At 42.3% G+C, this 26059-nt stretch carries 23 protein-coding genes, 1 other RNA gene and 8 pseudogenes; 17 read left to right on the top strand and 15 right to left on the bottom strand.

Annotation, left to right across the window (positions count from 1 at the left end; all coding sequences use genetic code 11):
- Position 1 precedes the first annotated feature (1 nt).
- From hpf to ACRWSG_RS06775, 8 genes and pseudogenes are all read right to left on the bottom strand, one after another.
- Positions 2–289, bottom strand: a complete 288-nt coding sequence (hpf, locus tag ACRWSG_RS06810; RefSeq protein WP_054554158.1) for a ribosome hibernation promoting factor — start codon at positions 287–289, stop codon at positions 2–4.
- Between the two features lie 26 nt (positions 290–315).
- Positions 316–1811 (bottom strand): annotated as a pseudogene (locus tag ACRWSG_RS06805) (RNA polymerase factor sigma-54).
- A gap of 106 nt (positions 1812–1917) precedes the next feature.
- Positions 1918–2643 (bottom strand): LPS export ABC transporter ATP-binding protein, encoded by a 726-nt coding sequence (gene lptB, locus ACRWSG_RS06800; protein WP_054554160.1) that lies wholly within the window; start codon positions 2641–2643, stop codon positions 1918–1920.
- Positions 2640–3161 carry a lipopolysaccharide transport periplasmic protein LptA gene (gene lptA, locus ACRWSG_RS06795; protein ID WP_462165935.1) on the bottom strand — a complete coding sequence of 174 codons (522 nt, stop codon included), beginning with the start codon at positions 3159–3161 and terminating at the stop codon, positions 2640–2642. The genes lptB and lptA overlap by 4 nt, the downstream gene beginning before the upstream one ends.
- Complete coding sequence (lptC, locus tag ACRWSG_RS06790) at positions 3151–3705, bottom strand: LPS export ABC transporter periplasmic protein LptC (RefSeq protein WP_054554162.1); 555 nt, start codon at positions 3703–3705, stop codon at positions 3151–3153. Before lptC ends, lptA begins: the two co-directional genes overlap by 11 nt.
- Positions 3702–4253, bottom strand: coding sequence for a 3-deoxy-manno-octulosonate-8-phosphatase KdsC (kdsC, locus tag ACRWSG_RS06785; RefSeq protein ID WP_235373532.1), 552 nt, complete (start codon positions 4251–4253; stop codon positions 3702–3704). The genes lptC and kdsC overlap by 4 nt, the downstream gene beginning before the upstream one ends.
- A 3-nt stretch (positions 4254–4256) precedes the next feature.
- A complete protein-coding gene (locus tag ACRWSG_RS06780) occupies positions 4257–5228 on the bottom strand; it encodes a KpsF/GutQ family sugar-phosphate isomerase (protein ID WP_462165934.1) in 972 nt (323 codons plus the stop codon).
- Positions 5229–5231: 3 nt separating this feature from the next.
- Complete coding sequence (locus ACRWSG_RS06775) at positions 5232–6200, bottom strand: calcium/sodium antiporter (RefSeq protein WP_138616432.1); 969 nt, start codon at positions 6198–6200, stop codon at positions 5232–5234.
- Positions 6201–6448: 248 nt separating this feature from the next.
- On the opposite strand from ACRWSG_RS06775, the gene ACRWSG_RS06770 reads away from it, so the two are divergent.
- The 7 genes and pseudogenes from ACRWSG_RS06770 to murA all read left to right on the top strand — a co-directional run bounded on the left by ACRWSG_RS06770 (position 6449) and on the right by murA (position 11104).
- Positions 6449–7267, top strand: coding sequence for an ATP-binding cassette domain-containing protein (locus ACRWSG_RS06770; RefSeq protein ID WP_462166907.1), 819 nt, complete (start codon positions 6449–6451; stop codon positions 7265–7267).
- Positions 7260–8039 (top strand): lipid asymmetry maintenance ABC transporter permease subunit MlaE, encoded by a 780-nt coding sequence (gene mlaE / locus ACRWSG_RS06765; protein WP_054554167.1) that lies wholly within the window; start codon positions 7260–7262, stop codon positions 8037–8039. The genes ACRWSG_RS06770 and mlaE overlap by 8 nt, the downstream gene beginning before the upstream one ends.
- A gap of 13 nt (positions 8040–8052) precedes the next feature.
- The gene (gene mlaD / locus ACRWSG_RS06760; protein WP_054554168.1) at positions 8053–8601 is read left to right on the top strand and encodes an outer membrane lipid asymmetry maintenance protein MlaD; all 549 of its coding nucleotides are present in this window, start codon (positions 8053–8055) and stop codon (positions 8599–8601) included.
- Between the two features lie 32 nt (positions 8602–8633).
- Positions 8634–9280, top strand: a pseudogene (locus ACRWSG_RS06755) (MlaC/ttg2D family ABC transporter substrate-binding protein).
- Positions 9273–9566 carry an STAS domain-containing protein gene (locus ACRWSG_RS06750; RefSeq protein WP_054554170.1) on the top strand — a complete coding sequence of 98 codons (294 nt, stop codon included), beginning with the start codon at positions 9273–9275 and terminating at the stop codon, positions 9564–9566. The pseudogene ACRWSG_RS06755 and the gene ACRWSG_RS06750 overlap by 8 nt, the downstream one beginning before the upstream one ends.
- 5 nt (positions 9567–9571) lie before the next feature.
- Complete coding sequence (locus ACRWSG_RS06745) at positions 9572–9829, top strand: BolA family protein (protein ID WP_054554171.1); 258 nt, start codon at positions 9572–9574, stop codon at positions 9827–9829.
- A gap of 15 nt (positions 9830–9844) precedes the next feature.
- Positions 9845–11104 carry a UDP-N-acetylglucosamine 1-carboxyvinyltransferase gene (gene murA, locus ACRWSG_RS06740; protein ID WP_138602006.1) on the top strand — a complete coding sequence of 420 codons (1260 nt, stop codon included), beginning with the start codon at positions 9845–9847 and terminating at the stop codon, positions 11102–11104.
- 67 nt (positions 11105–11171) lie between these two features.
- On the opposite strand, the gene ACRWSG_RS06735 is transcribed toward murA, so the two are convergent.
- The 3 genes and pseudogenes from ACRWSG_RS06735 to ACRWSG_RS06725 all read right to left on the bottom strand — a co-directional run bounded on the left by ACRWSG_RS06735 (position 11172) and on the right by ACRWSG_RS06725 (position 14274).
- On the bottom strand, positions 11172–12254 hold the full coding sequence (locus tag ACRWSG_RS06735) for a trypsin-like peptidase domain-containing protein (protein ID WP_166339581.1): 1083 nt from the start codon (positions 12252–12254) through the stop codon (positions 11172–11174).
- A gap of 98 nt (positions 12255–12352) precedes the next feature.
- A pseudogene (locus ACRWSG_RS06730) lies at positions 12353–13706 on the bottom strand (Do family serine endopeptidase).
- A 123-nt stretch (positions 13707–13829) separates the two neighbouring features.
- Positions 13830–14274: pseudogene (locus ACRWSG_RS06725) on the bottom strand (Z-ring associated ZapG family protein).
- 178 nt (positions 14275–14452) lie between these two features.
- Here ACRWSG_RS06725 and zapE point away from each other — a divergent pair.
- From zapE to ACRWSG_RS06685, 8 genes and pseudogenes are all read left to right on the top strand, one after another.
- A pseudogene (zapE, locus tag ACRWSG_RS06720) lies at positions 14453–15543 on the top strand (cell division protein ZapE).
- A 344-nt stretch (positions 15544–15887) separates the two neighbouring features.
- The gene (rplM, locus tag ACRWSG_RS06715) at positions 15888–16316 is read left to right on the top strand and encodes a 50S ribosomal protein L13 (RefSeq protein WP_054554177.1); all 429 of its coding nucleotides are present in this window, start codon (positions 15888–15890) and stop codon (positions 16314–16316) included.
- Positions 16317–16324: 8 nt separating this feature from the next.
- Positions 16325–16717, top strand: a complete 393-nt coding sequence (rpsI, locus tag ACRWSG_RS06710; RefSeq protein WP_095209788.1) for a 30S ribosomal protein S9 — start codon at positions 16325–16327, stop codon at positions 16715–16717.
- A 620-nt stretch (positions 16718–17337) separates the two neighbouring features.
- Positions 17338–17929 (top strand): annotated as a pseudogene (gene petA / locus ACRWSG_RS06705) (ubiquinol-cytochrome c reductase iron-sulfur subunit).
- The gene (locus tag ACRWSG_RS06700) at positions 17929–19194 is read left to right on the top strand and encodes a cytochrome b (RefSeq protein ID WP_462165931.1); all 1266 of its coding nucleotides are present in this window, start codon (positions 17929–17931) and stop codon (positions 19192–19194) included. Before petA ends, ACRWSG_RS06700 begins: the two are co-directional and overlap by 1 nt.
- On the top strand, positions 19191–19928 hold the full coding sequence (locus tag ACRWSG_RS06695; RefSeq protein WP_054554180.1) for a cytochrome c1: 738 nt from the start codon (positions 19191–19193) through the stop codon (positions 19926–19928). Before ACRWSG_RS06700 ends, ACRWSG_RS06695 begins: the two co-directional genes overlap by 4 nt.
- A gap of 79 nt (positions 19929–20007) precedes the next feature.
- Complete coding sequence (gene sspA / locus ACRWSG_RS06690; protein ID WP_054554181.1) at positions 20008–20634, top strand: stringent starvation protein SspA; 627 nt, start codon at positions 20008–20010, stop codon at positions 20632–20634.
- Positions 20634–21074: a ClpXP protease specificity-enhancing factor gene (locus ACRWSG_RS06685; RefSeq protein ID WP_054554182.1), complete on the top strand. Its 441-nt coding sequence runs from the start codon at positions 20634–20636 to the stop codon at positions 21072–21074. Before sspA ends, ACRWSG_RS06685 begins: the two co-directional genes overlap by 1 nt.
- 65 nt (positions 21075–21139) lie before the next feature.
- On the opposite strand, the pseudogene dolP reads toward ACRWSG_RS06685, so the two are convergent.
- From dolP to ACRWSG_RS06665, 4 genes and pseudogenes are all read right to left on the bottom strand, one after another.
- Positions 21140–21705: pseudogene (gene dolP / locus ACRWSG_RS06680) on the bottom strand (division/outer membrane stress-associated lipid-binding lipoprotein).
- Positions 21705–22292 (bottom strand): SIS domain-containing protein, encoded by a 588-nt coding sequence (locus ACRWSG_RS06675; RefSeq protein ID WP_138602022.1) that lies wholly within the window; start codon positions 22290–22292, stop codon positions 21705–21707. The pseudogene dolP and the gene ACRWSG_RS06675 overlap by 1 nt, the downstream one beginning before the upstream one ends.
- Positions 22293–22324: 32 nt before the next feature.
- Positions 22325–22696, bottom strand: a complete 372-nt coding sequence (locus ACRWSG_RS06670; RefSeq protein WP_462165930.1) for a YraN family protein — start codon at positions 22694–22696, stop codon at positions 22325–22327.
- Positions 22697–22733: 37 nt separating this feature from the next.
- Positions 22734–24610: pseudogene (locus ACRWSG_RS06665) on the bottom strand (penicillin-binding protein activator).
- Positions 24611–24671: 61 nt separating this feature from the next.
- Between ACRWSG_RS06665 and rsmI the strand changes: the two are divergent.
- Both rsmI and rnpB read left to right on the top strand, forming a co-directional pair.
- Positions 24672–25529: a 16S rRNA (cytidine(1402)-2'-O)-methyltransferase gene (rsmI, locus tag ACRWSG_RS06660; RefSeq protein ID WP_187491034.1), complete on the top strand. Its 858-nt coding sequence runs from the start codon at positions 24672–24674 to the stop codon at positions 25527–25529.
- Positions 25530–25571: 42 nt separating this feature from the next.
- An RNA gene (rnpB, locus tag ACRWSG_RS06655) (RNase P RNA component class A) lies at positions 25572–25936 on the top strand.
- Positions 25937–26059 lie beyond the last annotated feature (123 nt).

The raw sequence follows: 26059 nt of genomic DNA, 5'->3' as shown, positions 1-26059 counted from the left end.
TTTAATGTCGAGCTAATTTCTCTTTATGCTTAATGACTTGGCGATCAAGTTTATCGATCAATGAGTCAATTGCTGCGTACATATCTTGATGTTCTGTAGAAGCGAACAACTCGCCTCCGTTTACATGTAAAGTTGCTTCTGCTTTTTGGCTTAATTTTTCTACATCTAAAATGACATGAACATTATTAATATGATCAAAATGCCTTTCTAGTTTTGCGAACTTAGTGTTTACATAGTCTCTTAATGAATCAGTGACTTCTACGTGACGACCAGTTAAATTTAGTTGCATAAGCATTTTCCTTCTATGTAAAACGTCTAAATCAGACTTTTACGCTGATTAGACGGAGGTATTGCTAGAGACTCACGATATTTTGCAATTGTACGTCTAGCTACTTTAATTCCTTGCTCAGCCAATATATCTGCAATTTTGCTATCACTCAATGGTTTAACCGAGTTTTCTGCAGCAACTAACTTCTTGATTAAAGCGCGAATTGCTGTAGAAGAACACTCACCACCATTTTCGGTGCTGACATGGCTTGAGAAGAAATATTTCAACTCAAAAATTCCCCTTGGGGTATGCATATATTTTTGTGTTGTAACCCGAGAAATCGTCGATTCATGCATTTCGACCATTTCAGCGACATCGTTTAGCACCATTGGCTTCATTGCTTCTGGGCCATGTTCAAAGAAAGCTTGCTGTTGTTGCACGATACAGTTGGTCACTTTTAGTAAAGTATCGTTACGGCTTTCTAAGCTCTTAATAAACCACTTTGCTTCTTGTAAGTGAGAACGAATAAATTGGCTGTCGCTACTTGATTTAACAGAGCGAGACATCGCTGCATATTGGCTATTCACTCTAATTTTTGGCATACAATCTGGGTTTAACTCGACTACCCAGCGGCCTTTCACTTTTTTCACTGATACATCGGGTATGACGTACTCAGATTCTTCGCGTACTATGCTATCCGCAGGCTTAGGATTTAAGCTGTGAATGAGCGTCATCACTTCTTTAAGCTCGTTTTCTTTAAGCTTAGTCTTTTTCATTAAAGTGCGATAGTCGCGACTTGCTAATAATTCGATATGCTCAGATAAAACCATTTTAGTTTCAGCTAAATATGGCGTATTGGCATCGAATTGACGAAGTTGTATACACAGGCACTCTTGTAAACTTCGCGCGCCGATACCAACTGGATCGAATAACTGTATTCTTTTTAAGACAGCTTCAACTTCATCGAGTTCGATTTCTTCTTCATCATTATTTTGATTAAAGCTTTCGACAATATCTTCGCAGCTAACCGTTAAAATACCTGAGTCATCGATAGCTTCAACGATGGCAACGGCAATCGCTTCATCGGTAGGACTAAATGGTGTGAGCTGTAGTTGCCACATTAAATATTCTTGCAGTGTTTCTGTTGAAGCACCTTGGTAAATAGACTCGTCTTCAGGCATTATCCAGACGATGTTGATGGGGCGGCACTCATGTACTCATCCCACGTAACATCCATAGCTAAGTCATCGCTAACCGTATCCTTACTCAGAGCATCACTGCTTTCTTGCTCGAATTCGCTAGGTGCTTCGTCGGCAGACGCGCTGACTTGTACATCGTCAGACTCCGCTTTTTGCTCATTCTTACCGATGCTTTCTTCGTTGTAATCCGCTTCTTCCACTTCAAGCAGAGGATTACTATCAAGCGCTTCTTGAATTTCTTGCTGGAGATCCAATGTACTGAGCTGCAACAAGCGAATGGCTTGTTGCAGTTGTGGAGTCATTGTAAGTTGCTGGCCCATGCGCAGCTGTAATGATTGCCTCATGTATCCCTAACAATCCTTTTTAAGTTATCGGTAACGGTGAAGACACTGTTATCGATTTATTGTCATTGTATAAGTCTAGCAGATGCTCTAGTCGGTGGCGTAATGGTTACAGCCTGAATTGCTCGCCTAGATAAACATCACGTACAGTTTGGTCAGCTAATACGTGCTCAGGTGTCCCTGATGCAATTAGCTCCCCATGAGAAACAATGTAGGCTTTTTCACAAACATCAAGGGTTTCTCGAACATTATGGTCAGTAATAAGTACACCAATACCACGATTTTTTAGGTGCTCAATAATTTTCTTTATATCTAACACTGAAATAGGATCAACACCAGCAAAAGGCTCATCTAAAAGGATAAATTTAGGATTAGCGGCTAATGCACGTGCAATTTCAACGCGGCGTCGTTCACCACCTGACAGTGCCATACCTTGGCTATCGCGAATATGTTGAATGCTAAATTCATCTAATAAGTTGTTAAGCGTCTCTTCGCGCGTTGTTTTGTTAAGATCTTTGCGGGTCTCTAATATGGCCATCAAGTTTTGGTAAACTGTTAATTTTCGAAAAATAGACGACTCTTGTGGTAGATAACCAATACCTAAGCGCGCACGGCTGTGCATTGGCAAAAGCGTGATATCGTTATCATCGATGCTTATTTTTCCTTTGTCGCTTGGTACGAGGCCTACAATCATATAGAAGGTCGTTGTTTTACCTGCACCATTTGGCCCTAACAAGCCAACAATACTGCCCGCTTCAACTTCAAGGCCGACATTTTTAACCACTTGGCGGCCTTTGTAGCTTTTAGCTAAAAGCTCTGCTTTTAATGTGCTCATGGTTGGCGTTTATCGTCTTTTTTATTTTCTACAGGCACTAAAATAGTGTGTACACGATCTGTTGAGTTTTCGTCTTTTTCTGCGCTGATCAGCTGTTGAGCCATATCATAGGTAATGCTTTTTGCCGTTACTTTTTGACCCGCTTGAGTGACTTCAGCTTCGCCATTGAGTGTTAAGAAGCGTTTCGCAACATCATAACGAACTTCTTCGGCGCTGGCGCTCATCACGGTGCCATCAGCTTGCTTTTCTTCGAAGTAAGCTGGTTTGCCTGTAGCGATAATTAATTCGACTGTACCTTCGGTGTCACCGCCATGTGCCTCAAGTCGCTCTGCTGTAATGCGACGATCACCATGCACGATCTCTACGTTACCTTCGAATATGCCAACGCCATCTTTTAGTTTACCGACTTGGCGATCTGAGCTAATGCTAATTTGAGCGCCTGTTTGCTCGGCAGCTGCGCCCGAAAAGGCAATCAATAAGCTTGGGATCAGGAGTAATTTCTTCAGTTTATTGGTCATAGTATATGGTTCGTGTATGGTTAGTTAACTCAACAATTTCGGCTTTTAAATCGGCTTTTAAGCCTTTACCGGTAATTTTTAAATTCGGTCCTGTTAGTGTTACAGGTTGCTTTGAAAACATCGTCATTTTATCAATGTCGACATTAATATTTTCTGCTTTTATATCTTCGATCATACCGTTATGGGTTAAGTTTTTAGCAACTACATCCCCTTCAAAAATCAGCTGATCATTTTCGTATAAAGTAGCTTCTTTGGCTCTTACTTGCCAAACTTGCTGATCGCTATAAATAGTAAAAATAGGTTGTTCAAAAAAGGTAAACCCTAATTGTTGATACAACTCCATTTTTGCAGCTGCCACTTTATGACTAATTTTACCTTGCTCGTCATAAGCTGTTTGCTTTAGAGCAACGGCAGTGTAATCAGGCGTTGCGATGATCTCGTCTTCACTAGTTATTGTATCAGTTGACTGGTTAAAGTACGGGTACCATAACCACACCATGCAACAGACAAAAACAATACTCAGTAAAATACGGGCTATATTCATGCGCTGGTTCCATCGCTAGTTAACGGCTTGCCGTTTTCTAACATCAGTAAATCAGTTAATTCACGCACGGCTCCAAAGCCACCCGGTAATAATGTGGTGTAATGAGCCAGCTTCTTGATAAGCGGGTGTGCATCGTTTACTGCGACAGCAAAGCCAACTTTTTCCATAACTGGTAAGTCTGGACCATCATCACCAATATAGGCAATCTGTTCATCTGTCAGCCCCAGTTTATCCTTTAACTCTTGATAAGCAATCAGCTTATCTTCTTGTCCCTGATAAATGTGCTGAACTGTTAGGCTAGTCATTCGCTGCTGAACTATTTGTGAATGGCGGCCAGTAATCACTGCCACTTCAAAGCCACTATTAGTGAGTGCTTTAATACCAAAACCATCTTTAGTATTGAATGCTTTAAGCTCTTCGCCATTATTACCCAAATAAATTCGACCATCAGAAAAAACACCATCAATATCACAGATTAATAGTTTTATTTTTTGAGCACGCTGACTCACATCAGGGCTCAGGGGCTGGTATAGTTCGGCGAATGTCATTGCTTAGAGAACTCCTGCTTTTAATAAGTCTTGCATATTAAGGGCACCAATTGGTGTGTTGCTTTGATCCACCACAATTAAACCATTAATACGTTTATGCTCCATAATATTTAAAGCTTCAGCCGCAAGCATGTCAGGGCGAGCCGTTGTGCATGAACGGGTCATCACTTGGCTAATTGCCGTGTTATGGATATCGATGCGCTGTTCTAAAATACGGCGTAAGTCACCATCAGTGAATAACCCGGCTAACTTTTCATCTGCACCAATCACTGCGGTCATACCAATACCCTTGGCTGACATTTCAATCAATGCATCTTTGATGCTTTGGGTTTCGCTAACGATTGGCGTTGCGTCGCCTGCGTGCATCACATCATCTAATGTAAGTAATAAACGTTTACCTAAGCTGCCACCAGGGTGCGAAAGTGCAAAATCGTCGGCAGTAAAACCTCGGGTTTCTAGTAGCGCAACCGCCATTGCATCGCCCATAACCAAGGTTGCAGTGGTGCTTGCCGTTGGGGCAAGGCCTAACGGACACGCTTCTTGGCTAACTTTGATGCACACATGAACATCAGACAGTTTTGCCATTGTTGAGTCTGGGTTACCTGTTAATGAAATCATTTTTGCGCCAATGCGCTTAATAACAGGGATAATACTGAGTACTTCGCTGGTCTCACCTGAATTTGAAATACACATCACCACATCGTCGCGGGTGATCATTCCTAAATCACCGTGGCTAGCTTCGCCAGGATGAACAAAAAATGCCGGAGTGCCAGTACTTGCAAGGGTTGCAGCAATTTTATTACCTACATGGCCAGACTTGCCCATACCAATCACAATAATACGACCTGTACATTGGAACATTAATTGGCAAGCATTATCGAAATCTTGATTTATATATTGCTCAATTTCTTGTAAAGCTTGTGCTTCAATTTCGAGTACGCGCTTACCCTGCGCGATAAAGCTAGGTTGTGTCATTAATTATCCTACTTGGCTGAAAATATAGCCCTGATATGCAATAAATGCGACTAACAGTAAGCCACCTTCTACTCTATTGATACGACGAGCACCTTTAAAGTTCAATGACATGGCAATCAATACAACGGTTGCTGCAATCATGATAAGTGCATCGCGGTTTGCCGCAGAAGGGTCAATAATTGATGGGTTGATAATACCCGCAAGTGGTAATACGGCGAGTAAATTGAAAATGTTTGAGCCAACGATATTACCAAGCGCTAAATCGTCTTCGTTTTTTAATACCCCTGCAATACAGGCTGCCAGCTCTGGTAAGCTGGTGCCAATAGCAATTATGGTTAAGCCTATTACAAGGTCTGATAGACCAAAATATTTTGCGATATCAACGGCTGATTCAACTAAAAAGTGTGAACTGACTGGTAATAAAATCATACCGATGATTAACCAGAATATGGCTGATTTAGTGCTGACATCGTTCGGAACGTCTTCACACGCTTCGCTGACAAATGGGTCATCTTGGTTTTTAGCACGCAGAGACACAATAACTAAGCCACCAATGAACACCGCAAAGGCAATCATCAATGCAATGCCTTCAGCGAACGAAAAATAGTTATCTGAGAACACATACCAAGCGGCTACTGAGATTAACAGTACCAGCGGCATTTCGCGTTTGAGTGTCATTGAAGATACTGAAAGAGGGCGCAGTAAAGCTGTGACACCAAGTACAAGTAAGATGTTAGTAATGTTAGAGCCGACCGCATTACCTACCGCAGTATCTGTTTTACCGGCAAGTGCCGCTGATGCAGATACCATCATTTCAGGGGCTGATGAGCCCATAGCAACAACGGTTAAACCAATGATTAGGGTGGGGATCCCCATATTTTTTGCCAGTGCAGCCGCCCCATAAACAAACCGATCAGCACTCCAGACGAGTGCAGCAAAGCCAATAATTAAAATGACAAAAGAAGTCACCATTGTGATACGCCAACATTACTTATACAGATGACTGCAAATAGTAACAAAAGCGAGCCTGAAAGTATAAGTAAAAGAATGGGCTGGCAAGCATAAAGCGTGCTTGGTAAGGAAACTAAATTTCAGGTGTCGTTAAGCTCTTTACAGCTAGCTTTAGAATTTATTGATAGAAAATATTACAAAATTTTACGATTTGTTTTTTCCATCTTGACTAAAAAACCCTTAAAATGGCAAAACTAGTGAAAAACGTTATGGAGAGCGACTTGTCGCAATCAATAGTAGAAATCAAGGATGTAACCTTTTCACGGGGCGATAGAATCATATATAAAAATATGAGTTTTAACATTCCGAAAGGCAAGATTACCGCTATCATGGGACCGAGCGGCATTGGTAAAACCACCATGTTACGCTTAATTGGCGGTCAGCTGAAGCCTGACTCTGGTGACATTTTATTTGAAGGCAAAAGCATTCCTAGCATGACTCGCAAGGAACTTTACGCCGCCCGTACCAAAATGAGCATGCTGTTTCAAAGCGGCGCTTTATTTACCGATATGTCAGTGCTTGACAATATCGCCTTTCCTTTGCGCGAACATACTCAGCTTAGCGAAGATTTAATCCGCCTTGTTGTTTTAATGAAATTACAAGCTGTTGGTCTGCGTGGTGCACAAGATTTAATGCCGTCTGAGCTTTCGGGTGGTATGGCTCGTCGTGCTGCTTTAGCGCGTTCAATTGCCCTTGATCCAGAACTTATCATGTATGATGAGCCTTTTGCTGGTCAAGATCCTATTTCCATGGGTGTGCTTGTTAAACTTATTAAGTCATTGAATGAGGTTTTAGGTTTATCATCACTGATCGTAACTCATGATGTAACAGAAGTTATGAGTATTGCCGACCACGTGATCATCATTGCTGATCAAGGAGTGATAGGCGAAGGGTCACCTGAGCAAATGCAAAACCATGAATCTGAGCTTGTGCAACAGTTCTTAAATGGTTTATCGGATGGCCCTGTGCCATTCCATTTCCCAGCTCCTGTGTATGATGATGAATTACTAGGAGTGCATAATGCTTGATCTATTCCAGAAGTTAGGTCACAAAACGCTAGGGCGCTTTGCCGCGCTTGGTCGTTCTACTCAAATGCTGTTTGGTGCACTCGTTAATGTGCCAAACTTTAAAAAAGGCACACCTTTACTTGTTCGCCAATTATATATGGTGGGCTCGCAATCTCTTTTGATCATCATGGTGTCAGGCCTATTTATCGGTATGGTGCTCGCTCTGCAAGGTTACACCGTATTAGTAGGCTATGGTGCTGAAGATAGCTTAGGACCCTTAGTGGCATTGAGCTTGTTACGTGAGTTAGGCCCTGTAGTAACAGCATTACTTTTTGCTGGTCGCGCGGGTAGTGCGCTTACTGCTGAAATTGGGTTAATGAAAGCGACTGAACAATTATCAAGTTTAGAAATGATGGCGATCGATCCACTTAAACGCATTATTGCACCGCGTTTTTGGGCTGGTTTTATCAGTATGCCATTGCTTGCACTAATATTTTCTGCGGTTGCTATTATCGGCGCTCATTTAGTGGGTGTTGATTGGCTTGGTGTTGACTCAGGAAGCTTCTGGTCAATCATGCAAGCGCAAGTGTCGTTTCAACAAGATATTGTGAACGGCATGATTAAGAGTTTTGTATTCGCCATGATTGTGACTTGGATTGCACTTTACAAAGGCTATGACTGTGTTCCTACATCTGAGGGGATCAGTAAGGCCACAACAGAAACCGTTGTGCACTCGTCATTGGCAGTATTAGGTTTTGACTTTATTTTAACAGCGGTAATGTTTACCAGCTAATTAGGGTATTAAGATGAATTCACGGAAATTAGAAATATTAGTTGGCTTTTTTGTAGCCCTTGGTATCGCTGCATTTGCATTATTAGCATTTAAAGTTGCGAATGCTGGCATTAGTGGGAGTGGTGAAACTTACCAACTTAACGCAAAGTTTGAGAATATTGGTTCTTTAAAAGCAAGAGCGCCTATCAAAGTTGGTGGTGTGGTTGTTGGTCGAGTTGAATCTATTTTTATCCATCCAAAAGAGTTTGTGCCGGTGGTTAATATGGCGATTGATGCTAATTACTTATGTAAGTTTTCAGACACCACATCAATCTCTATTTTAACGTCAGGTATTTTAGGTGAACAGTATTTAGGTATTAACCCTGTTATTGCCCCAGAATCTGCTGAGCAGCGTTGTATGGGCAATGAAGTGACAGTTAATGAACAAGATGCTGGCTTAGATGAGCTGTTTGGTGTTGAAAGTAAGGCTCTTGCCAATGGTGACTACATTACCGACACAAAATCAGCATTAGTTTTAGAAGAATTGATAGGTCAGTTCTTATTCAACCAAGGAAGTGAATAATTATGTTTAAGAAGTTTTTAGTATGTTTGGGCATGCTGTTGACGTTAAATGTCAATGCAGCTGATGCAAATATTGATTTAAAAGATCCTTATAAAATGGTGCGTAAAGTATCTGATCATACGTTTGCGCGTATTTCTAAAGATCAGCCTCTAATTGCGAAAGATAAAGAGCATTTACGCGTTATCGTTGAAGAAGAGCTGATGCCTTACATAGACTACAAATATGCTGCACTGCGCGTATTAGGTAATCATGTATCAAAGGTGCGCGCTATCGAAGATAAAGAAGAAAAAGCGAAAGCAATTAAAGAGTTGCAGCGCTTTATTGATGTATTTCAAAAATATTTAATCGCCACTTACGCTGGCGTGTTTACACAGTACACTAATCAAAGCGTTGAGTTCGCACCTGCGCAGCCTTTCAAGGTCAAGATGTCGTAGTAGTGAAAACAAAAATTGTTGAGCCGGGTAAGCCAGATATTAAAATCGATTTTAAGGTACGCGAGGATCGTGATGGTGATTGGCGAGCCTATGACATGATTGCGGAAGGTATTAGCTTATTAGATGCTAAACAAAGTGAATTACAAGGTATTTTACGCCAACAAGGTATAGAATATGTGAGTGATTTATTGGAGCAGAAGAGCCAGTTGCCAGTTCAGTTCAGAGGTGAAGGTGGCAATGAGTAAAGTCGAGATTACTCAACTTGAAGAGAACCAGTTTCGAGTCAGTGGCGAACTGACTCGAAATTCAATTGGTCGTGAACGGCTTCTGAACGTTAAGCCAGATACTAAGCATAAAACATGGTATTTTGACCTTTCTGGGCTTTCTAGGGTTGACACGGCGGGCTTAGCTTGGTTAATTCACTCTTTCGCAGAATTAAAGCAGCAAGGCATTCACCTTGAACTGCAAAATAGCCCTGAGCAATTGCAAAACTTAATGCAGTTGGGTCAGGTCACAAACTTATTTGAGTGAGATTTATGGAAACGAGCCAAGTCGAAACGTTATTACGCGACGAATTAAAACTAGATGAAGTGATTGTTAAAGCAAATGGTAGCCACTACGAAGTGATTGCTGTTGGTGAGTGTTTTGATGGTTTATCTCGCGTGAAGAAGCAACAGTTGGTTTATGCTCCGTTAATGTCAACAATCTCAGACGGTACAATCCACGCTGTATCTATCAAAGCGTTCACACCGACTGAATGGAAACGCGAACAAAAATTTATTTTACCTCAATAGTCGCAGGGCCTCCTAATGGATCAATTTGTTATTCAAGGTGGCACCTCGCTGGCAGGTGAAGTCACTATTTCTGGCGCTAAAAATGCCGCTCTTCCAATTCTTTTTGCTGCGCTTTTAGGGCAGGGCAAAAGTACCTTTAGTAATGTTCCTCGTTTACGCGATATCGGCACCACAGAAGCCTTGTTAAAAACGCTGGGTGCAAATGTCGAATGGCAGCAAGACAAACTAATCATTGATGGTGCGACGGTTGATAAAACGCTTGCACCGTACGAGCTGGTAAAGCAAATGCGTGCCTCTGTGCTTGCATTAGGCCCTTTAGTTGCCCGTTTTGGTCAAGCGCAAGTATCACTGCCAGGTGGTTGTGCGATTGGTGCCCGCCCAGTTGATATCCATATTCAAGGCCTCGAGCGCATGGGCGCTATCATCAAGGTTGAAAATGGTTATATCAACGCTAAGGTTGATGGTCGCTTAAAAGGTGCTGAAATCTTTATGGAGATGGTCAGTGTTGGCGCAACAGAAAACTTACTAATGGCAGCAACGCTGGCTGATGGTAAAACTGTACTTGAAAATGCCGCTCGCGAACCTGAAATTACCGATCTTGCTAATTGCTTAATTGCGATGGGTGCGAAGATCAGCGGTGCAGGCACTAGCCGTATCGAAATTGAAGGGGTTGAGTCACTATCGGGTTGTGAGTACAGCATTCTTCCTGATCGCATTGAAACAGGTACCTTCTTGGTTGCGGCGGCAATGGCTGGCGGTGAAGTGCTTTGTAAAAATACAGACCACCATAGTCTTGATCCTGTGATTGAAAAACTACGCGCTACCAATGCCTTGGTTGAAGTCACTGATAACAGCATTTATCTTGATATGCGTGGCCGCGAATTAAAAGCAGTTAATATTAAGACTATGCCACACCCGGGTTTCCCTACCGATATGCAAGCGCAGTTTACAGCTTTAAATGTGGTAGCGAAAGGCAGTGCAACCATCACAGAAACGATTTTTGAAAACCGTTTTATGCACGTACCAGAGTTACAGCGTATGGGCGCAAACATTCGCTTAGAAGGTAATACGGCAATTTGTGGGGATACAGAAAGCCTATCAGGCGCGCAAGTGATGGCAACTGATTTACGTGCTTCAGCGAGCCTTATTTTGACAGGGATTGTTGCTCAAGGTGAGACTATTGTTGACCGCATCTATCACGTAGACCGTGGTTATCAACGCATTGAAGATAAGCTGAGTGCGCTAGGTGCTAATATCAAGCGCCGTTCAAGCTAATCGCTAAGACTTCCAAAAAAGGCCTAACACTTGTTAGGCCTTTTTTGTATCTGTATTACCTAAGTAACTACTGCTCGTCTTCGAGTTCTGCAACAGTCACCATTACTTTTAAGATTTTGCCATTGCGATATACTTCAAACTCAAGTTCTTTTCCTGGCTCTGTATTGGCCAGTTTCTCGAGCACTTGTTGTGGGTTTGCTACTGCAATACCGCCAATTTTAACTACAATATCTGTTTCTCTAATACCTGCTTTCCAGGCTGGGCCAAATGGATCAAGTTGAGAAATACGCATACCTGCAACAGGCGTAAAGTTATCGCTAACATCTTTACCTGTACTATCAATGCCGGTGCCACTAAAGCCTAAATAGCCACGTACGACACGGCCATGCTTTATTAGTTTATCCATCACATCTTTGGCAATCGAGTAAGGCACCGCAAAGAAAATACCCTGAATATCGAGATTTTCATGAGTTTTAAATTGTGCCGAGGTAATACCGACTAAGTCACCTCTTGAATTGACTAACGCGCCACCTGAGTTGCCCACGTTAATCGCAGCATCCATCTGTAATAGGCTGCTGTAAGGGCTATCGATTAAGTTTTGTTTACCCGTCGCACTGATAATACCTTGGGTAATGGTTTGACCTAAGTTAAGCGGGTTACCTATCGCTAAAACAACATCACCTACACGTGGTTTAAATTTATCGTTCACTGGAATCTTTGGTAAATGCTCAGCGCTGATCTTTAACAGTGCTAAATCTGTTTGAGTATCAAAACCAATCACTTGTACATCATAAAAACGACGGCCATCAGCGAGTGTAACAATAATGAGATCGGCATTTTTGATTACATGGTAGTTAGTCAAGATATAGCCGTCTTGGGTCATGATCACACCAGAGCCAAGAGCTTGAACGGTGTTTTGACGTTTATAGCGCGGTTGATTGGAAATGCTTTCTGAAAAAATAGTAACAACCGACGGCGCTGCTTTTTGTACTGCATCAGCAAAGCTCATATGTTCAGAGGATATCGCTGCAGGTAAATTCATATCTGGTAACAGTGTGCTACGAAGGCTTGGGCTAAATAAAACCACTAAAAAGGCAATGCCTAAACCAGTGAAAAGCGGTGGAAGGATAAATTTTAAAAGTTTCAGCACAGTATTCTTATTATCAGTGAGCAATCCCTTAATGATGGCACAAAAAAAATAACAGCGGCAAGCACCGCTGTTATTTTTTCATGATTTATCAACTAGGTTTACTGAATAAGTACGAAAATAAGCTCTCTACCTCGTTTAACACCTAGTACGATGTTACCTTTGGTATTTTCAATGATTCTTATTCATGTCGCGGATTGTTTCAACGCGTTGACGGTTCACTTGCATGATCACATCACCTTCTTCAAGGCCGACACGAGCAGCTGGAGAACGCGCTTGTACGCCGGTTACTTCAACACCCTTACCATCACTCTTCTGGGTATTTTCTAATGTCGCTCCTTGGAAAGCTGGGTGCGTTTCTTCGCCAGCAGCAGTCGTTGCTGATGCACCATCTAATGTGACATTAACGGTTTTGATTTTGCCATCTCGGTAAATGCCCAGTTTTACTTTTTTGCCTTCGCCAAGGGTAGCAATTTTACTGCGTAATTCATGGAAACCACTAATTTCAGTACCATCAACGCTAATGATTACATCACCCGCTTTGATACCCGCTTTACTTGCTGCTGTATCATCCATTACTTGCATAACGTAAGCGCCTTGTTTTACGTCTAGCTGTTGTGCTTTAGCGAGGCCTGCATCAAGTGGTCGACCTGAAATACCCAGCGAGCCACGACGCACTTCACCGTGTTCGATGATCTGGTCAACAAGGTTTTTCATCATGGTAGATGGAATGGCAAAACCAATCCCCACATTACCACCTGATGCACCTAAGATAGCAGTGTTGATACCAATCAGTTCACCATTAAGGTTCACTAAAGCGCCGCCTGAGTTGCCTTGGTTGATAGCTGCATCGGTTTGAATAAAGTCTTCATAGCCCTCTATATTTAAACCGCTACGGCCAAGGGCACTGACGATACCTGATGTTACTGTGTGACTTAGACCAAATGGATTACCAATGGCAACAGCAAAATCACCTACACGTAACTGATCTGAATCGGCAATTTTAAGCGCTGTTAAGTCTTCAGCATCAATTTGCAGCAAGGCAATATCTGACTCTTTATCACTACCAATTTTGGTCGCGTCATATTCGCGGCCATCTTCTAAGGTCACCACCATTTTTTCGGCATCTTCGATAACATGGTTATTAGTAACCACGTACCCTTCGTCTGCATCAATGATCACACCTGAGCCTAGGCCACTAAATTCACGCTTTTGACTGCCACCACGAGGAACACCAAAAAAGTCATCAAAAGGAGTCGCACGGCGGCGAACTTCTTTAGAGCCTGACACTTGAATACTCACCACACCCGGTGTGATTTGCTCAAGCATAGGTGCGAGGGTTGGCAATTGTTGACCATTTACAGCAACAGGAAGTTTTGCCATTGAAATTGCAGGGCTTAATAATAAGCTAGAAGATAAAATAGCAGCACTGATAACAGATAATTTCATTTTCATAGTCTGGGTTTACTCCACTTCAGAGATAAAGCAAAAACTAAAAAGGGCTGCATAAGCAGCCCTTTTCTTGGTTTAGATATAAAGCTGTTATATCTAATGACTATGGGGTCAAAAAAAAGTTCATCAAGAGGCTTTAGAATGTTCTGAAACTTTCTCTGAACCAGTGAACAAGCCCGTTTCGCCAACAACATAGTCAGCAGGCTGAGCTTCAGCACTTGAACGATTGCCTCTGCGGTCTTGTAATGAGTTTTGTAATTGCTCAGTCGTTTCTTTAGAAAAGAACGGCTCATTTGGGTGCTGTTTTTTATCAGCAAGTAGTAGTTTATTTGTCTCTTCTACATGGTTTAGTAGCTGGTCGTAGTTATCTTTCATTTTAGATACTAGCTTACCTGTGCTCGCTAGATGATCAAGCTACATCTTGACGATATTGTTCAAGCGCATTGTTAGCTTGCTCGACTTGTTGTTCTAGTTCGTCTTGCTTAAATTGTTTTTTGGTTACAAAAGCACCAATGAAGAATGCTGAAATTGCAACGATGATTAGAATACCTATCCAGGTAATTGTGCCCATAAATCTACCCCTTTGGGAAAAAATAACAAAAACAAATGCTTTAAAAACATTTATAGTCCAATCATTATTAAAATATGCTTAATTTGATTGTGAAATCATACTGCGGGCTAATATACCCTGAGATACGATGCGTGTTAATATACTGTGCAAATTTAACTGTGTTTTATTGTAACGACCTATGACTCCTTGGCAGAAATACCAACAAGATTTACAACGTGAAGACTTTGTACATGATGCAGCGCAAGAAAATGCAGTGCGCCATTTGCAAAGACTCTATGATGACCTAACGGCAGACAAACCGGCATCGCGAAGGGGTGGTTTGCCAAACTATTCTCTAAAGATAGCACGCCAAGTATAAAAGGGCTGTATTTTTGGGGCGGAGTAGGTAGAGGTAAGACCTATTTAGTTGATACGTTCTACGAAGCTTTACCTACTGATCGTAAGATGCGTGTGCACTTTCACCGTTTTATGCATCGCGTGCATGATGAGCTGAAAAAGTTAAAAAATACCAGTAATCCATTAAATGTGGTTGCAGATATCTTTAAATCAGAAACAGATATTATCTGTTTTGATGAATTTTTTGTGCAAGATATCACTGATGCAATGCTGCTAGGTGGTTTGATGGAAGCCTTATTTGAGCGCGGCATTGTGCTGGTAGCTACGTCAAACATCGTGCCTGATGAGCTGTATCGAAACGGTTTGCAGCGTGCACGTTTCTTACCAGCAATTGAGTTGGTAAAAGCCAACACCGAAATTGTTAATGTAGACTCGGGGGTTGATTATCGCTTACGTACCCTTGAGCAAGCCGAAATTTTCCATAGTCCGCTTGATAAGCAAGCTGATGATAATTTATTTGAATACTTCGATAAGTTGTCACCTGAGCCGGGTGTGCTCGATAAAGAAATTGAAATTGAAGGGCGGATGATCAAAACCCGTAAAGTGTCTGACTGTATTGCTATGTTTGAGTTTAGTGAACTATGCGAAACAGCCCGCAGCCAAGTTGATTACATGGAAATAAGCCGACTTTATAACACGGTGATTTTGTCGAACGTAAAAGCTCTTGGGCAAGCCAATGATGATGCCGCACGTCGTTTTATCGCGTTAGTGGATGAATTCTACGAGCGTCATGTAACGCTGATTATCTCTGCTGAAAAGCCAATAACCGAGCTATATAGCGAAGGTAACTTAAATTTTGAATTTAAGCGCTGTATTAGCCGACTACAAGAAATGCAATCGTTAGAGTACTTAGCAAAAGAGCATCTAGCTTAGTGAGCTGTCAGCTTTCAGCCGTCAGTTATTAGCCGAACGGTGTTGAATGTAAGGCGCGCCAAGCAAGCGTGACGCCTACGATTGATGTAGGCGTGAAATTTATTTCGCGCGCACTTAGCTGATAGCCGATTTTCTCGAATAAAAAACAACCATCATATAGCAATGTGGTTCAAGTGCTGGTATACTCCCGCGTCTGCCACGTTGCGTTCTATTGCCAGATATTAGTTTAGCCTCTAATTGATGGCTCAAAGTCTTAAACTCGAAGGGGTTAAAGCATTCAACTTAGAGCGGTAATTAATAATAATTACCTGTGGTTTTAATTAAAAAACATTGGATTTTAATAAATGAAAACGTTTGTTGCTAAGCCAGAAACAGTAAAACGTGACTGGTACGTAGTTGACGCTGAAGGTAAAACTTTAGGTCGCATCGCTACTGAAATCGCTCGTCGCCTACGCGGTAAGCATAAAGCTGAATACACTCCTCACGTAGATACTGGTGATTACATCATCGTTATCAACGCTGAGAAAGTTACTGTTACTGGTAATAAAGCAAAAGACAAAATGTACCACGCACACACTGGTTTCCCAGGTGGTCTTAAGTCTACTACTTTCGACAAGCTTCAAGCTGCAAAGCCTGAAATGATCATCGAAAAAGCTGTTAAAGGCATGTTGCCACGTGGTCCTTTAGGCCGCGCAATGTACCGTAAACTTAAAGTTTACTCAGGTACTGAGCACAACCATGCTGCACAACAGCCTCAGGTTCTAGACATTTAAGGAGCACTATCATGGCAAATCAATACTACGGTACAGGTCGTCGTAAAAGTTCAAGTGCTCGCGTATTCTTACGCCCAGGCACTGGTAACATCGTAATCAACAAGCGCTCTCTAGAAGAGTACTTCGGTCGTGAGACTGCTCGCATGGTTGTTCGTCAAGCATTAGAGCACGTAGAAATGACTGAAAAGTTTGACCTACACATCACTGTTTCAGGTGGTGGTACAACTGGTCAAGCTGGTGCTATCCGTCACGGTATCACTCGTGCACTTATGGAGTTTGACGAGTCTCTACGTCCTACACTTCGTAAAGCAGGTTTCGTTACACGTGATGCACGTAAAGTTGAGCGTAAGAAAGTGGGTCTTAAGAAAGCACGTAAGCGTCCACAATTCTCAAAACGTTAATATTTACGTTTATCAGAATACCAAAAACCCAGCTCCGGCTGGGTTTTTTGTTTTTGGAGCTGTCAGCTTTCAGACGTCAGTTTTTAGCAGATCGAGAGGGGGTTCCATTATTTATGCTTTTAAACAACAATAGCTTTACATTCATTTCTCGGGTTTTAAGCTTTTGATAGCTGAAGTACAAAAAACTACCTTTTTTCGTTCGATATTTAACCGCTGTTAATAATTAGTGCGTATTACAGTAAAAAAACTTCAAGATTTAGCAAAATTAGCTTAAATCCATCAGTTAATTGATGAAATTTTTTGCTACAATTGGGGGGCAAGTAATGTGAGTGAGTTCAACAACAGCTAATGCAGAATTCTGTTTCCTCTTAGTGAGGTTGATCTTGGTCAGTATATTGTTTTTTTATATGCGTTATCATAACCAGCGGCTTCATACTCGAGCTAACCTAAATTAATAATTCATTAAATAGGGTTTATTCGAGCATGAGACTGTGAATAACCTTGTTTTAATCAAGGGTTTTAATTATGATCGCGTCTATTTTGAAATTTCTAAAAATTAACCTGCTGTAACTGATGTTCTCAATATGGCAAGTGTTGGGAATCATAGTGGAGATAAGTGGATGAGCAATGCGCCTGTAGACAATGGTTCGACGTCGCTTTTTAACCATAGCTACCTCTGTTGTTGGTGGTGTTGGTGCGGCTGGGGCTGCTGTTCCTTTTATTGCGTCTTGGAATCCAAGTGAGCGAGCTAAATCTGCGGGTGCGCCTGTAGAAGTAGATATCAGCAAGCTTGAGCCAGGACAATTAATACGTGTTGAGTGGCGAGGAAAACCTGTTTGGGTTATTAATCGTACACCAAGAATGCTTGAACAGATGAAAGAACATGAAGGTCAACTTCGTGATCCTGCGTCTGAAGAGCCTCAACAACCTGAATCATCAACCAATGAATATCGTTCGCAACGTCCTGAGATCTTCGTTGCTGTTGGTATTTGTACGCACTTAGGTTGTTCTCCTAGCTTCCTACAAGGTGGCTTTGGTGAGAAAGTAGAGGGCACAGATGACGGTTTCTTCTGTCCGTGTCACGGTTCTAAATTTGATATGGCTGGTCGTGTATTCCAATCTGTACCTGCACCATTAAATCTAGAAATTCCTCCGTATACCTTCCTTGATGACACGACTATTCTAGTCGGTGAAGAAAAAGGAGTGGCGTAATGTTTGGTAAAATTATTGGTTGGATTGACGATTGTATTCCAATGACACGTGTTTGGAACATGCATATTGCACAGTATCCAGCACCAAAAAACTTTAACTTCTGGTACTTCTTTGGCTCTCTAGCCATGTTAGTACTTGTTAACCAAATCGTAACTGGTATCTGGTTAACAATGAACTTCGTACCATCTGCTGAAGGTGCTTTCGCATCGGTAGAATACATCATGCGTGATGTTGAATACGGTTGGTTACTTCGTTACCTTCACTCAACAGGTGCATCAGCGTTCTTTATCGTTGTATACCTGCACATGTTCCGTGGCATGATTTACGGTTCTTACCAAAAACCACGTGAATTACTGTGGTTATTCGGTATGTTCATCTTCTTAGCGCTTATGGCTGAAGCTTTCATGGGTTACTTACTTCCTTGGGGACAAATGTCTTTCTGGGGTGCACAGGTAATCATTTCACTATTCGGTGCGATTCCGGTTATTGGTGATGATTTAACGCTTTGGATCCGTGGTGACTACGTAATTTCTGGTGCTACGCTTAACCGCTTCTTTGCACTACACGTAATTGCATTACCTTTAGTAATCGTTATCTTAGTATTCTTACACATTGTTGCACTACACGAAGTGGGTTCAAACAACCCAGATGGTGTTGAGATTAAGCGTAAGAAAGGCACTGTAGCTGAAGAAGATAAGCCTAAATTCAAATTCCACGAGTATTACACCAACAAGAAAGACATTGTTGATGCAATCCCGTTCCATCCTTACTATACAGTAAAAGATATTGTGGGTGTGGTTGGTTTCTTAATCTTATTCTGTTGGGTTGTATTCTTTATGCCTGCGATGAATGGTTTCTTCTTAGAAGCGCCAAACTTCGAAGCAGCTAACCCGCTGAAAACACCAGAGCACATTTTCCCAGTTTGGTACTTTACGCCATTCTACGCAATCCTACGTGCAATCCCTAACAAGTTAATGGGTGTTGTGGCGATGGGTGCATCTATCGTAGTGCTTGCGTTACTACCTTGGATTGACCGTGGTTCGGTTCGCTCTATTCGTTATCGTTGTGGCTTACACAAGTTAAACATCGCACAATTCGTAGTAACTTTCGTTATCTTGGGTTGGGTTGGTGCTACACCACAAACTGATTTCAAAACGCTGTTATCACAAATCACGACTGTGACATACTTCATGTTCTTCGTATTGTTATTTGTTTACAGCAAGAATGAGAAAACTAAGCCATTACCAACGAGGTTGACGAAATGATGAAAAAGCTAATTATCGGTTTATTCGCATTGTTGCCATCGTTGACAATGGCAGCAGGTCCTTCGGTTCCTTTAATGGATGCGAACATTGACCTTAAAGATAACGCATCTTTACAGCGCGGTGCTAAATTGTTCATGAACTACTGTCTTGGTTGTCACCAAATGCAGTATCAACGTTATGAGCGTACGTTCCGCGATATCGGTATTCCTACTGAGATTGGTCAAGAGCAACTAATTTTTGATGGCTCAAAAGTAGGTAGCCACATCAAAAATGCGATTGATAAAGATGACGCAGCTAAATGGTTTGGCGCAGCGCCACCGGATCTTACGCTTGTAGCGCGAGTTCGTGGTACTGACTGGATCTATACTTACCTGAAGTCATTCTATAAAGATGAATCTCGTCCGTTTGGCGTAAACAACGTTGTTTTCCCATCGGTAGGTATGCCACACGTTCTTCAAGAACTACAAGGCTTACCAACACCAATCACTGAAGAAGTGGAAGAACATGGTCACACTGTGACTAAAGTTGTTGGCGTTGAGACAGATGGTTCTGGTGAAATGAGTGTTGACGAGTACGATCGTGCTGCTCGTGACTTAACTAACTTCTTAGCTTACGTTGGCGAGCCGTCACGTTTAGAGTCAGAAGCGTTAGGTCTAAAGGTAATTGGTTTCCTAGTGATTCTATTTATCTTGGCATTCATGCTGAAGAAAGAATACTGGAGAGATGTTCACTAATCCTGGGCATTTTGAAAGGTAGTTTTGTGATAGGGGCTTAAGCCCCTATTGCTGTTTTTGTAATATAATGGAGGTAGGCATGGCCGTAGCTGCCAATAAGCGCCCTGTAATGACCCTGTTTTCTGGTGCTAACTGTATGTATAGCCATCAAGTACGTATCGTACTTGCTGAAAAAGGTGTAAGTGTTGACATTCACCTGGCTGAAAAGGATAACCTGCCAGAAGCACTTCATGAGATTAACCCTTACGGTACAGTACCAACACTGATCGATCGTGAGCTTGGTTTATATCAGGCAAACATCATCATGGAATACCTTGATGAACGTTTCCCTCATCCTCCACTAATGCCAGTTTATCCGGTTATGCGTGGCCGTAGTCGTCTGATGATGCATCGTATCGACACGGATTGGTATAGCCTAGCTAACAAAATCACTAGCGGTAGCAGCGAAGCTGCGCAAGCACGTAAAGAGCTTACAGAGGCGTTACTTGCTATTGCACCAATCTTCTCTGAAGCACCTTACTTCATGAGTGAAGAGTTCAGCCTAGTTGATTGTTACTTAGCACCACTACTTTGGCGTTTACCTGAGCTTGGCATTGAGCTTAATGGTGCAGGCGCGAAAGAGCTTAAAGAATACATGTTGCGTTTATTTGAGCGTGAATCATTCCAAGCTTCACTAACTGAAGCAGAGCGTGAGATCCGTTTATAATGACGCCTAATCGTCCTTATTTACTACGCGCTTTCTTTGATTGGATTGTTGATAATCAGTGCACACCACACTTAGTGGTTAACGCTGATTTTCCTGCTGTACAAGTACCAACACAGTTTGTGCAAGACGGTCAGATCGTTTTGAACATTAGCCCATCAGCGGTAACACAATTTGCAATGGACAACCAACAGCTGAGCTTTAATGCGCGCTTTGGTGGCCAACCAATGCAAGTGTACGTACCTATGGGTGCTGTGCTCGCAATTTATGCACGTGAGAATGGTGAAGGGACTGTATTTACTGCAGAAGAATTCATCGAGGACGAAGACGATTTTGCTCCGGTATTAGAAAGTGTTGAAACACCTGACGATATTACGCCAGATGATGAACCACCTGCTAAACCAGAGAAGAAAAAAGGTGCTCACTTACGAGTGATTAAGTAACCTTAGTCAGACAAAAGAAAACCCGCTATTAAGCGGGTTTTTTATTATTAATTAACTGTTTAGCATTACAGGTATTCAAACACTTTAATAACACGTTCAACGCCTGATACGTTACGTGCTACATCAACCGCCAAATTCGCTTCAGAATCGCTCACTAAGCCCATTAAAAAGACTTCGCCATTCTCTGTAACTACTTTGATGTTATTGCTGCTGATGCTTTCTGTGGTGAGCAATTGCGTTTTCACTTTAGAAGTTAACCAAGAGTCGTGCGTTTGCGTACTCATACCAATATTTGAACCAATGCGAATTTGGTTGTGGATTTTGCGAATGCCATCAACGCCTTCAATAGCGCGTTGTGCTTCGTCTTTCATTTCTGCGTTAGCAACTTGTTAATCATAAGCACAATACCATTGACGCTGATAACGTTTACGTTGGCAAATTTATGTAGTCGCTCATTTTCGCTAATAGCGATAGAGCTTTTAATTTCGATGTTGTTATCGTCGATTTGTGAACCGATTGTGCGGCGATCATTCGCGGCAGTTACAGCGCCCGCTGTACCGGCGACAACGGCAGCTGCACAGCCTTGCAGCAATAAAACGGTACTAATAACAATTAAAGACTGTTTAAACATTAATTTTCTTCCTGTGGGAATAAGGTTAAATCGATAAGTTCACTGAGGCAGTGCAAATTCACTAAATGCGACTCAACGATACGGCTTGGGCGCTTTGATGGCACACGAATTTCAACGTCATTTGGGCCAAGTAAGCCAACTAATTCACCACCGTCATCACCAACAAGCACAATCACTTTCATATCACGAGTCAGTGCCGCTTCAACTGCTGAGATAATTTGCTTTTCATTACCATTAACTGCAATTGCTAATAAAAGGTCGCCTTGCTGAGCAAATGCACGAATTTGTCGTGCAAAGGTTTCGTGCTCATCGTTATTGGCTGCTGCGCCTAAGTTAACTTGATCTTGTGCAAGCGCAACTGCGGGTAGGCAAGGGCGCTCGGTTTCATAAAAGTTAATTAATAGCCCTGCCATGTGCTGTGCCAACATATGACAGCTAGGAGTGCCACAACATAGCAGCTTATTGCCGTTAATGAGGCTTTGTGCAATGGTGAATGCTGCTGATTCAAGTGCGCTTGGCAGTACTTCACCTGCCGCTATTTGAACTTGAATATTTTCAGTAAAGATTTTTTTTATCGTTTCTTGCATAACCTACCAAATTAAGCCGACGCCAAACGGCGTTAGTAAACATTTTTAAACCAGTTTAGGGTGCTGTTAAGCTCACCTGTTATAGCGACATAATCTATCCGCATAGACTGGTTTGAGATTTTTTTCTCGGCAAGATAATGGCTAATCGTGCGCCTTAATCGTTGCTGCTTTTGTTTGCTGAGCGCATAGTTTGCGCCACCACGCAAGGCGTTTATTCTAAATTTTACTTCTACAAATACCAGCGTTTGCCCGTCACGCATTATTAGGTCTAGCTCACCGTATTTACATAAGTAATTGCGTTCAATGGCTTTTAAACCATGTTTTATTAAATATTGTTCAGCCTGTTTTTCGTAATACAGGCCTTTTTCGCGGCTATTTTGCCATAATTGCTTAAACCAAGACATAGCTTCATCCTTGAGCTATTACTACGTTTTAAAAAGATTATTCAGCAGCGTTAATTCCAAAGGCAGATTGCATAAATAATGGAATTGGTTGCTCAGTCGCTAAATCAACCGCAATAATTTGTTTATTCTTGTACTGTGCCCAATCTAAAGTGCGCGTAACATAGCCATTGCTGGCAATGCTCAGTTGACCACTGATACCACTAAAGCGTTTACCTTGCACCATGCTTAATTGCTTCACATCACCTAGCATACTGGCTGCATCGAATGCCATGGCAAATAAGCGCTGGCTTATATCTGCGTTTTCTGGCCATAAACTTTCGTATTGCTGGCGTAAATTGTGTTGTTGAATTTGACCATCAAGCATCCAAGGTAGTTCCGTAAAATAAAGGCCATCTAAATCGCCTTTGTCGGTTCTATCGATTTGCTTACTGTGGCTTTTTGAGCTGGCATAAAGCGGAATACGCTCAGCAAAAGTACTTACGTTTACGTCTAAATAGGGCTTGATTAAACGCGTTTCAGTAGCATCACCTAAAATATAAATCACATCAATATCGCTGCGCGAGCGAGTTTCACTTTCAACTTCTTGCTTGAATAACGATTTGGCAACTTTAATACGCTCTTTGCTTTGGTCTACTTCAAGTAAGCCAGTGATTGTTTTTGGCATGTCGTCTTTACCAGAGTAAAGCCCAATTTGAGGTTTAACTTCGCTGTAGCGTTGCCACTGCGTATTGAAGTATTCAACTAGGCGTTGGCCGTTACTATTATTTGGCGCTAGCAGCATCGGCTTTTGATAGCCCGCTGTTAAAAATCGCTCCAGTGCTTGCTGAACTTCATGTTCAGGACTTAAAGCAAAGAAAAAGTGCTGCTGTGAAATTCGCTCACCATCAAAGGTGTTTAAATGCATCACTGGGTAATCAACTAGTGTTTGAGCGTTGGTTAGCTTTTCGATATTAGTTTTTAATAAAGGACGATAACAAAATCAGCATTAAATTCGCTGAGTTTAAGTGTAATTTCAGCGGCTGATAGCGACTCATCAATAAATAATGTTTGTTCTAATGATTTTCCATCTAAGGCAGCAAGCACACCTGCTTTTAGTGCATCACCTAATCGCTCATTGGCGCCTGATTGAGGGAGTAGTACTGCGAGGCGGTTTACATTTAAAGGTTCAATTTGTACTAGCTCTGTTACCTTTTTAGGCAGCACCTCAGCTGCTGGGTGACCCGGGTAGCGACGCAGCCAGTTGTTCATTGCTTGATGAAGCTCAACAGGCGCACCTAAATACACTTGATGATAAAGCGCTAAATTGACCCAACCTTGTTGCACCACAGAGCCACGATTAAAACGCTCAAGTGCGTACGATGAAAGCTGGGTTAGGCTTTGCCATAAATCTTTGTTTAGATTGGCAACGATAAAATTGTTTTCGCTGCTAAGTGTTGATGCTTTAAAAAAGAAAGGCATTGCCCGTTTTGGCATACCTTGCGATGCATAAACGCGCGCAGTTAAATATTGGTGCCATGCTTGATGTTCAGGCTGGCTTAACTGTGGCTCGAGCTGCTGTAACTGAGCTAAAGCTAAATCACTTTTGCCTTGATGCTCTTGTGCAAGAGCAATGTAAAGTTTGTTTTGAATTTGGTCTACACTTGGGGTCGCTTCTAGTTCAAGGCAGACTTTTTCTAGTAGTGCCCAGCGCTCCTCACTGATAGCCGCATCACGCGCAGTGTATAAAAGCTGTATTTTATCTGCGCCTTGACGATTTAGCGCTGCTTGGTACATAGATTGTGCGTCGGTTAGCTGTGATAGGGCAATACTCGATTGATCCGATTGATTTTCTGCACTATTTCGAGGTTTTTCGGTTGTGCTACAAGCCGATAACCCTGACAATACAATTAATAGACTAACAAGTTTAAGTCGCACAATGATTTCCCGATACGTTAACGCGATTTGCTTATATTACTGACTGACGCAGGAGACCTCAATGTTAAATGAGGACAATTCAGATAAAATCGGCACTCTTTACATTGTTGCCACGCCTATTGGTAACTTTGATGACATCAGCCAGCGTGCCATCCAAACCCTATCTGAGGTTGACTTAATAGCCGCTGAAGATACTCGTCACACAGGAAAGTTGTTAAGCCATTTTAATATCAAAGCAAAAACCTTTGCTTTACATGACCATAATGAGAAACAAAAAGCGCAACAAATTGTAGATTGGTTAGAGCAAGGAATGAATATTGCGCTGGTATCTGACGCCGGCACGCCACTTATTAGCGACCCAGGTTATGCGGTGGTTAATTTATGCCGTGAACAAGGCGCGCACGTCACGCCGGTGCCGGGGGCATGTGCTGCAATTACCGCGGTGTGTTGTTCTGGTTTACCAACAGATCGTTTTCAGTTTATTGGTTTTACACCTGCAAAGAGTAAAGCAAGGCAGAGCTTTTTTATCGAAGCGGTAAACTCAGGTATTACTAGCATCCTGTATGAAAGTACCCACCGTATAATGGCGAGCCTTGATGATTTAGAAGCAGCTCTCGGTGCAGAGCAGCCAGTAGTGTTTGCCAAAGAACTTACCAAAACTTTCGAAACTTTTTTCAATGGCACAGTTGCCGAGCTAAAACAGTTCTTAACGGATGATCCCACTAAGCAGCGTGGTGAAATCGTACTGATGCTACCGGGTAAAGCAAAGCAAAGTGACGATATTCCAGAAGATGCGCGCCGCATGCTAGGTTTACTCGAAGCCGAAATGCCACTGAAAAAAGCCTGTGGTGTTGTGGCTGAGTATTTTGGTTTGAAGAAAAACGCACTTTATAAAGCAATTATTGACGAAAAAGGCTAATTCTTTACTGCATAGACGTGCGCGCTCAGGTATACTGCGCGCCGAGTCAGCCGAGATAATCGCTGCCTGCAACGAAAATGCGCAGGGGGAGGAAAGTCCGGGCTCCACAGGGCAGGGTGCCAGCTAACGGCTGGGGGGCGCGAGCCTACGACAAGTGCAGCAGAGAGGAGACCGCCAACTTCGGTTGGTAAGGGTGAAAGGGTGCGGTAAGAGCGCACCGGGCCACTGGTAACAGTTGGTTGCAAGGTAAACTCCACCCGGAGCAAGACCAAATAGGGTTCTATCATTTTAAATAATGAACGCGTGACCACGTGAGAACCGGGTAGGTTGCTTGAGCCATAGAGCAATTTATGGCCTAGACGAATGATTATCCACGACAGAACCCGGCTTACTGGCTGACTCACCAAATTACATAAAAAGCCTCGCAGCAATGCGGGGCTTTTTACTTTCTAAAAGAAAACCCACTCCGCGCATACAAAACAGCGGCTTATTGGCTGACTCACCAAATCATATTAAAGCCCGTAGTGAAT

This window comes from Pseudoalteromonas sp. GB43 (genome assembly GCF_054923805.1).
Note: the sequence above shows the minus strand (reverse complement) of the source record. Positions and strands in the feature narration are given on the sequence as shown.

Excerpts from the sequence above, each read along its gene's own strand:
- hpf (WP_054554158.1), bottom strand. The coding sequence starts at position 289 with ATGCAACTAAATTTAACTGGTCGTCACGTAGAAGTCACTGATTCATTA.
- lptB (WP_054554160.1), bottom strand. The coding sequence starts at position 2,643 with ATGAGCACATTAAAAGCAGAGCTTTTAGCTAAAAGCTACAAAGGCCGC.
- lptA (WP_462165935.1), bottom strand. The coding sequence starts at position 3,161 with ATGACCAATAAACTGAAGAAATTACTCCTGATCCCAAGCTTATTGATT.
- lptC (WP_054554162.1), bottom strand. The coding sequence starts at position 3,705 with ATGAATATAGCCCGTATTTTACTGAGTATTGTTTTTGTCTGTTGCATG.
- kdsC (WP_235373532.1), bottom strand. The coding sequence starts at position 4,253 with ATGACATTCGCCGAACTATACCAGCCCCTGAGCCCTGATGTGAGTCAG.
- ACRWSG_RS06780 (WP_462165934.1), bottom strand. The coding sequence starts at position 5,228 with ATGACACAACCTAGCTTTATCGCGCAGGGTAAGCGCGTACTCGAAATT.
- ACRWSG_RS06775 (WP_138616432.1), bottom strand. The coding sequence starts at position 6,200 with ATGGTGACTTCTTTTGTCATTTTAATTATTGGCTTTGCTGCACTCGTC.
- ACRWSG_RS06770 (WP_462166907.1), top strand. The coding sequence starts at position 6,449 with ATGGAGAGCGACTTGTCGCAATCAATAGTAGAAATCAAGGATGTAACC.
- mlaE (WP_054554167.1), top strand. The coding sequence starts at position 7,260 with ATGCTTGATCTATTCCAGAAGTTAGGTCACAAAACGCTAGGGCGCTTT.
- mlaD (WP_054554168.1), top strand. The coding sequence starts at position 8,053 with ATGAATTCACGGAAATTAGAAATATTAGTTGGCTTTTTTGTAGCCCTT.
- ACRWSG_RS06750 (WP_054554170.1), top strand. The coding sequence starts at position 9,273 with ATGAGTAAAGTCGAGATTACTCAACTTGAAGAGAACCAGTTTCGAGTC.
- ACRWSG_RS06745 (WP_054554171.1), top strand. The coding sequence starts at position 9,572 with ATGGAAACGAGCCAAGTCGAAACGTTATTACGCGACGAATTAAAACTA.
- murA (WP_138602006.1), top strand. The coding sequence starts at position 9,845 with ATGGATCAATTTGTTATTCAAGGTGGCACCTCGCTGGCAGGTGAAGTC.
- rplM (WP_054554177.1), top strand. The coding sequence starts at position 15,888 with ATGAAAACGTTTGTTGCTAAGCCAGAAACAGTAAAACGTGACTGGTAC.
- ACRWSG_RS06700 (WP_462165931.1), top strand. The coding sequence starts at position 17,929 with ATGTTTGGTAAAATTATTGGTTGGATTGACGATTGTATTCCAATGACA.
- ACRWSG_RS06695 (WP_054554180.1), top strand. The coding sequence starts at position 19,191 with ATGATGAAAAAGCTAATTATCGGTTTATTCGCATTGTTGCCATCGTTG.
- sspA (WP_054554181.1), top strand. The coding sequence starts at position 20,008 with ATGGCCGTAGCTGCCAATAAGCGCCCTGTAATGACCCTGTTTTCTGGT.
- ACRWSG_RS06685 (WP_054554182.1), top strand. The coding sequence starts at position 20,634 with ATGACGCCTAATCGTCCTTATTTACTACGCGCTTTCTTTGATTGGATT.
- ACRWSG_RS06675 (WP_138602022.1), bottom strand. The coding sequence starts at position 22,292 with ATGCAAGAAACGATAAAAAAAATCTTTACTGAAAATATTCAAGTTCAA.
- ACRWSG_RS06670 (WP_462165930.1), bottom strand. The coding sequence starts at position 22,696 with ATGTCTTGGTTTAAGCAATTATGGCAAAATAGCCGCGAAAAAGGCCTG.
- rsmI (WP_187491034.1), top strand. The coding sequence starts at position 24,672 with ATGTTAAATGAGGACAATTCAGATAAAATCGGCACTCTTTACATTGTT.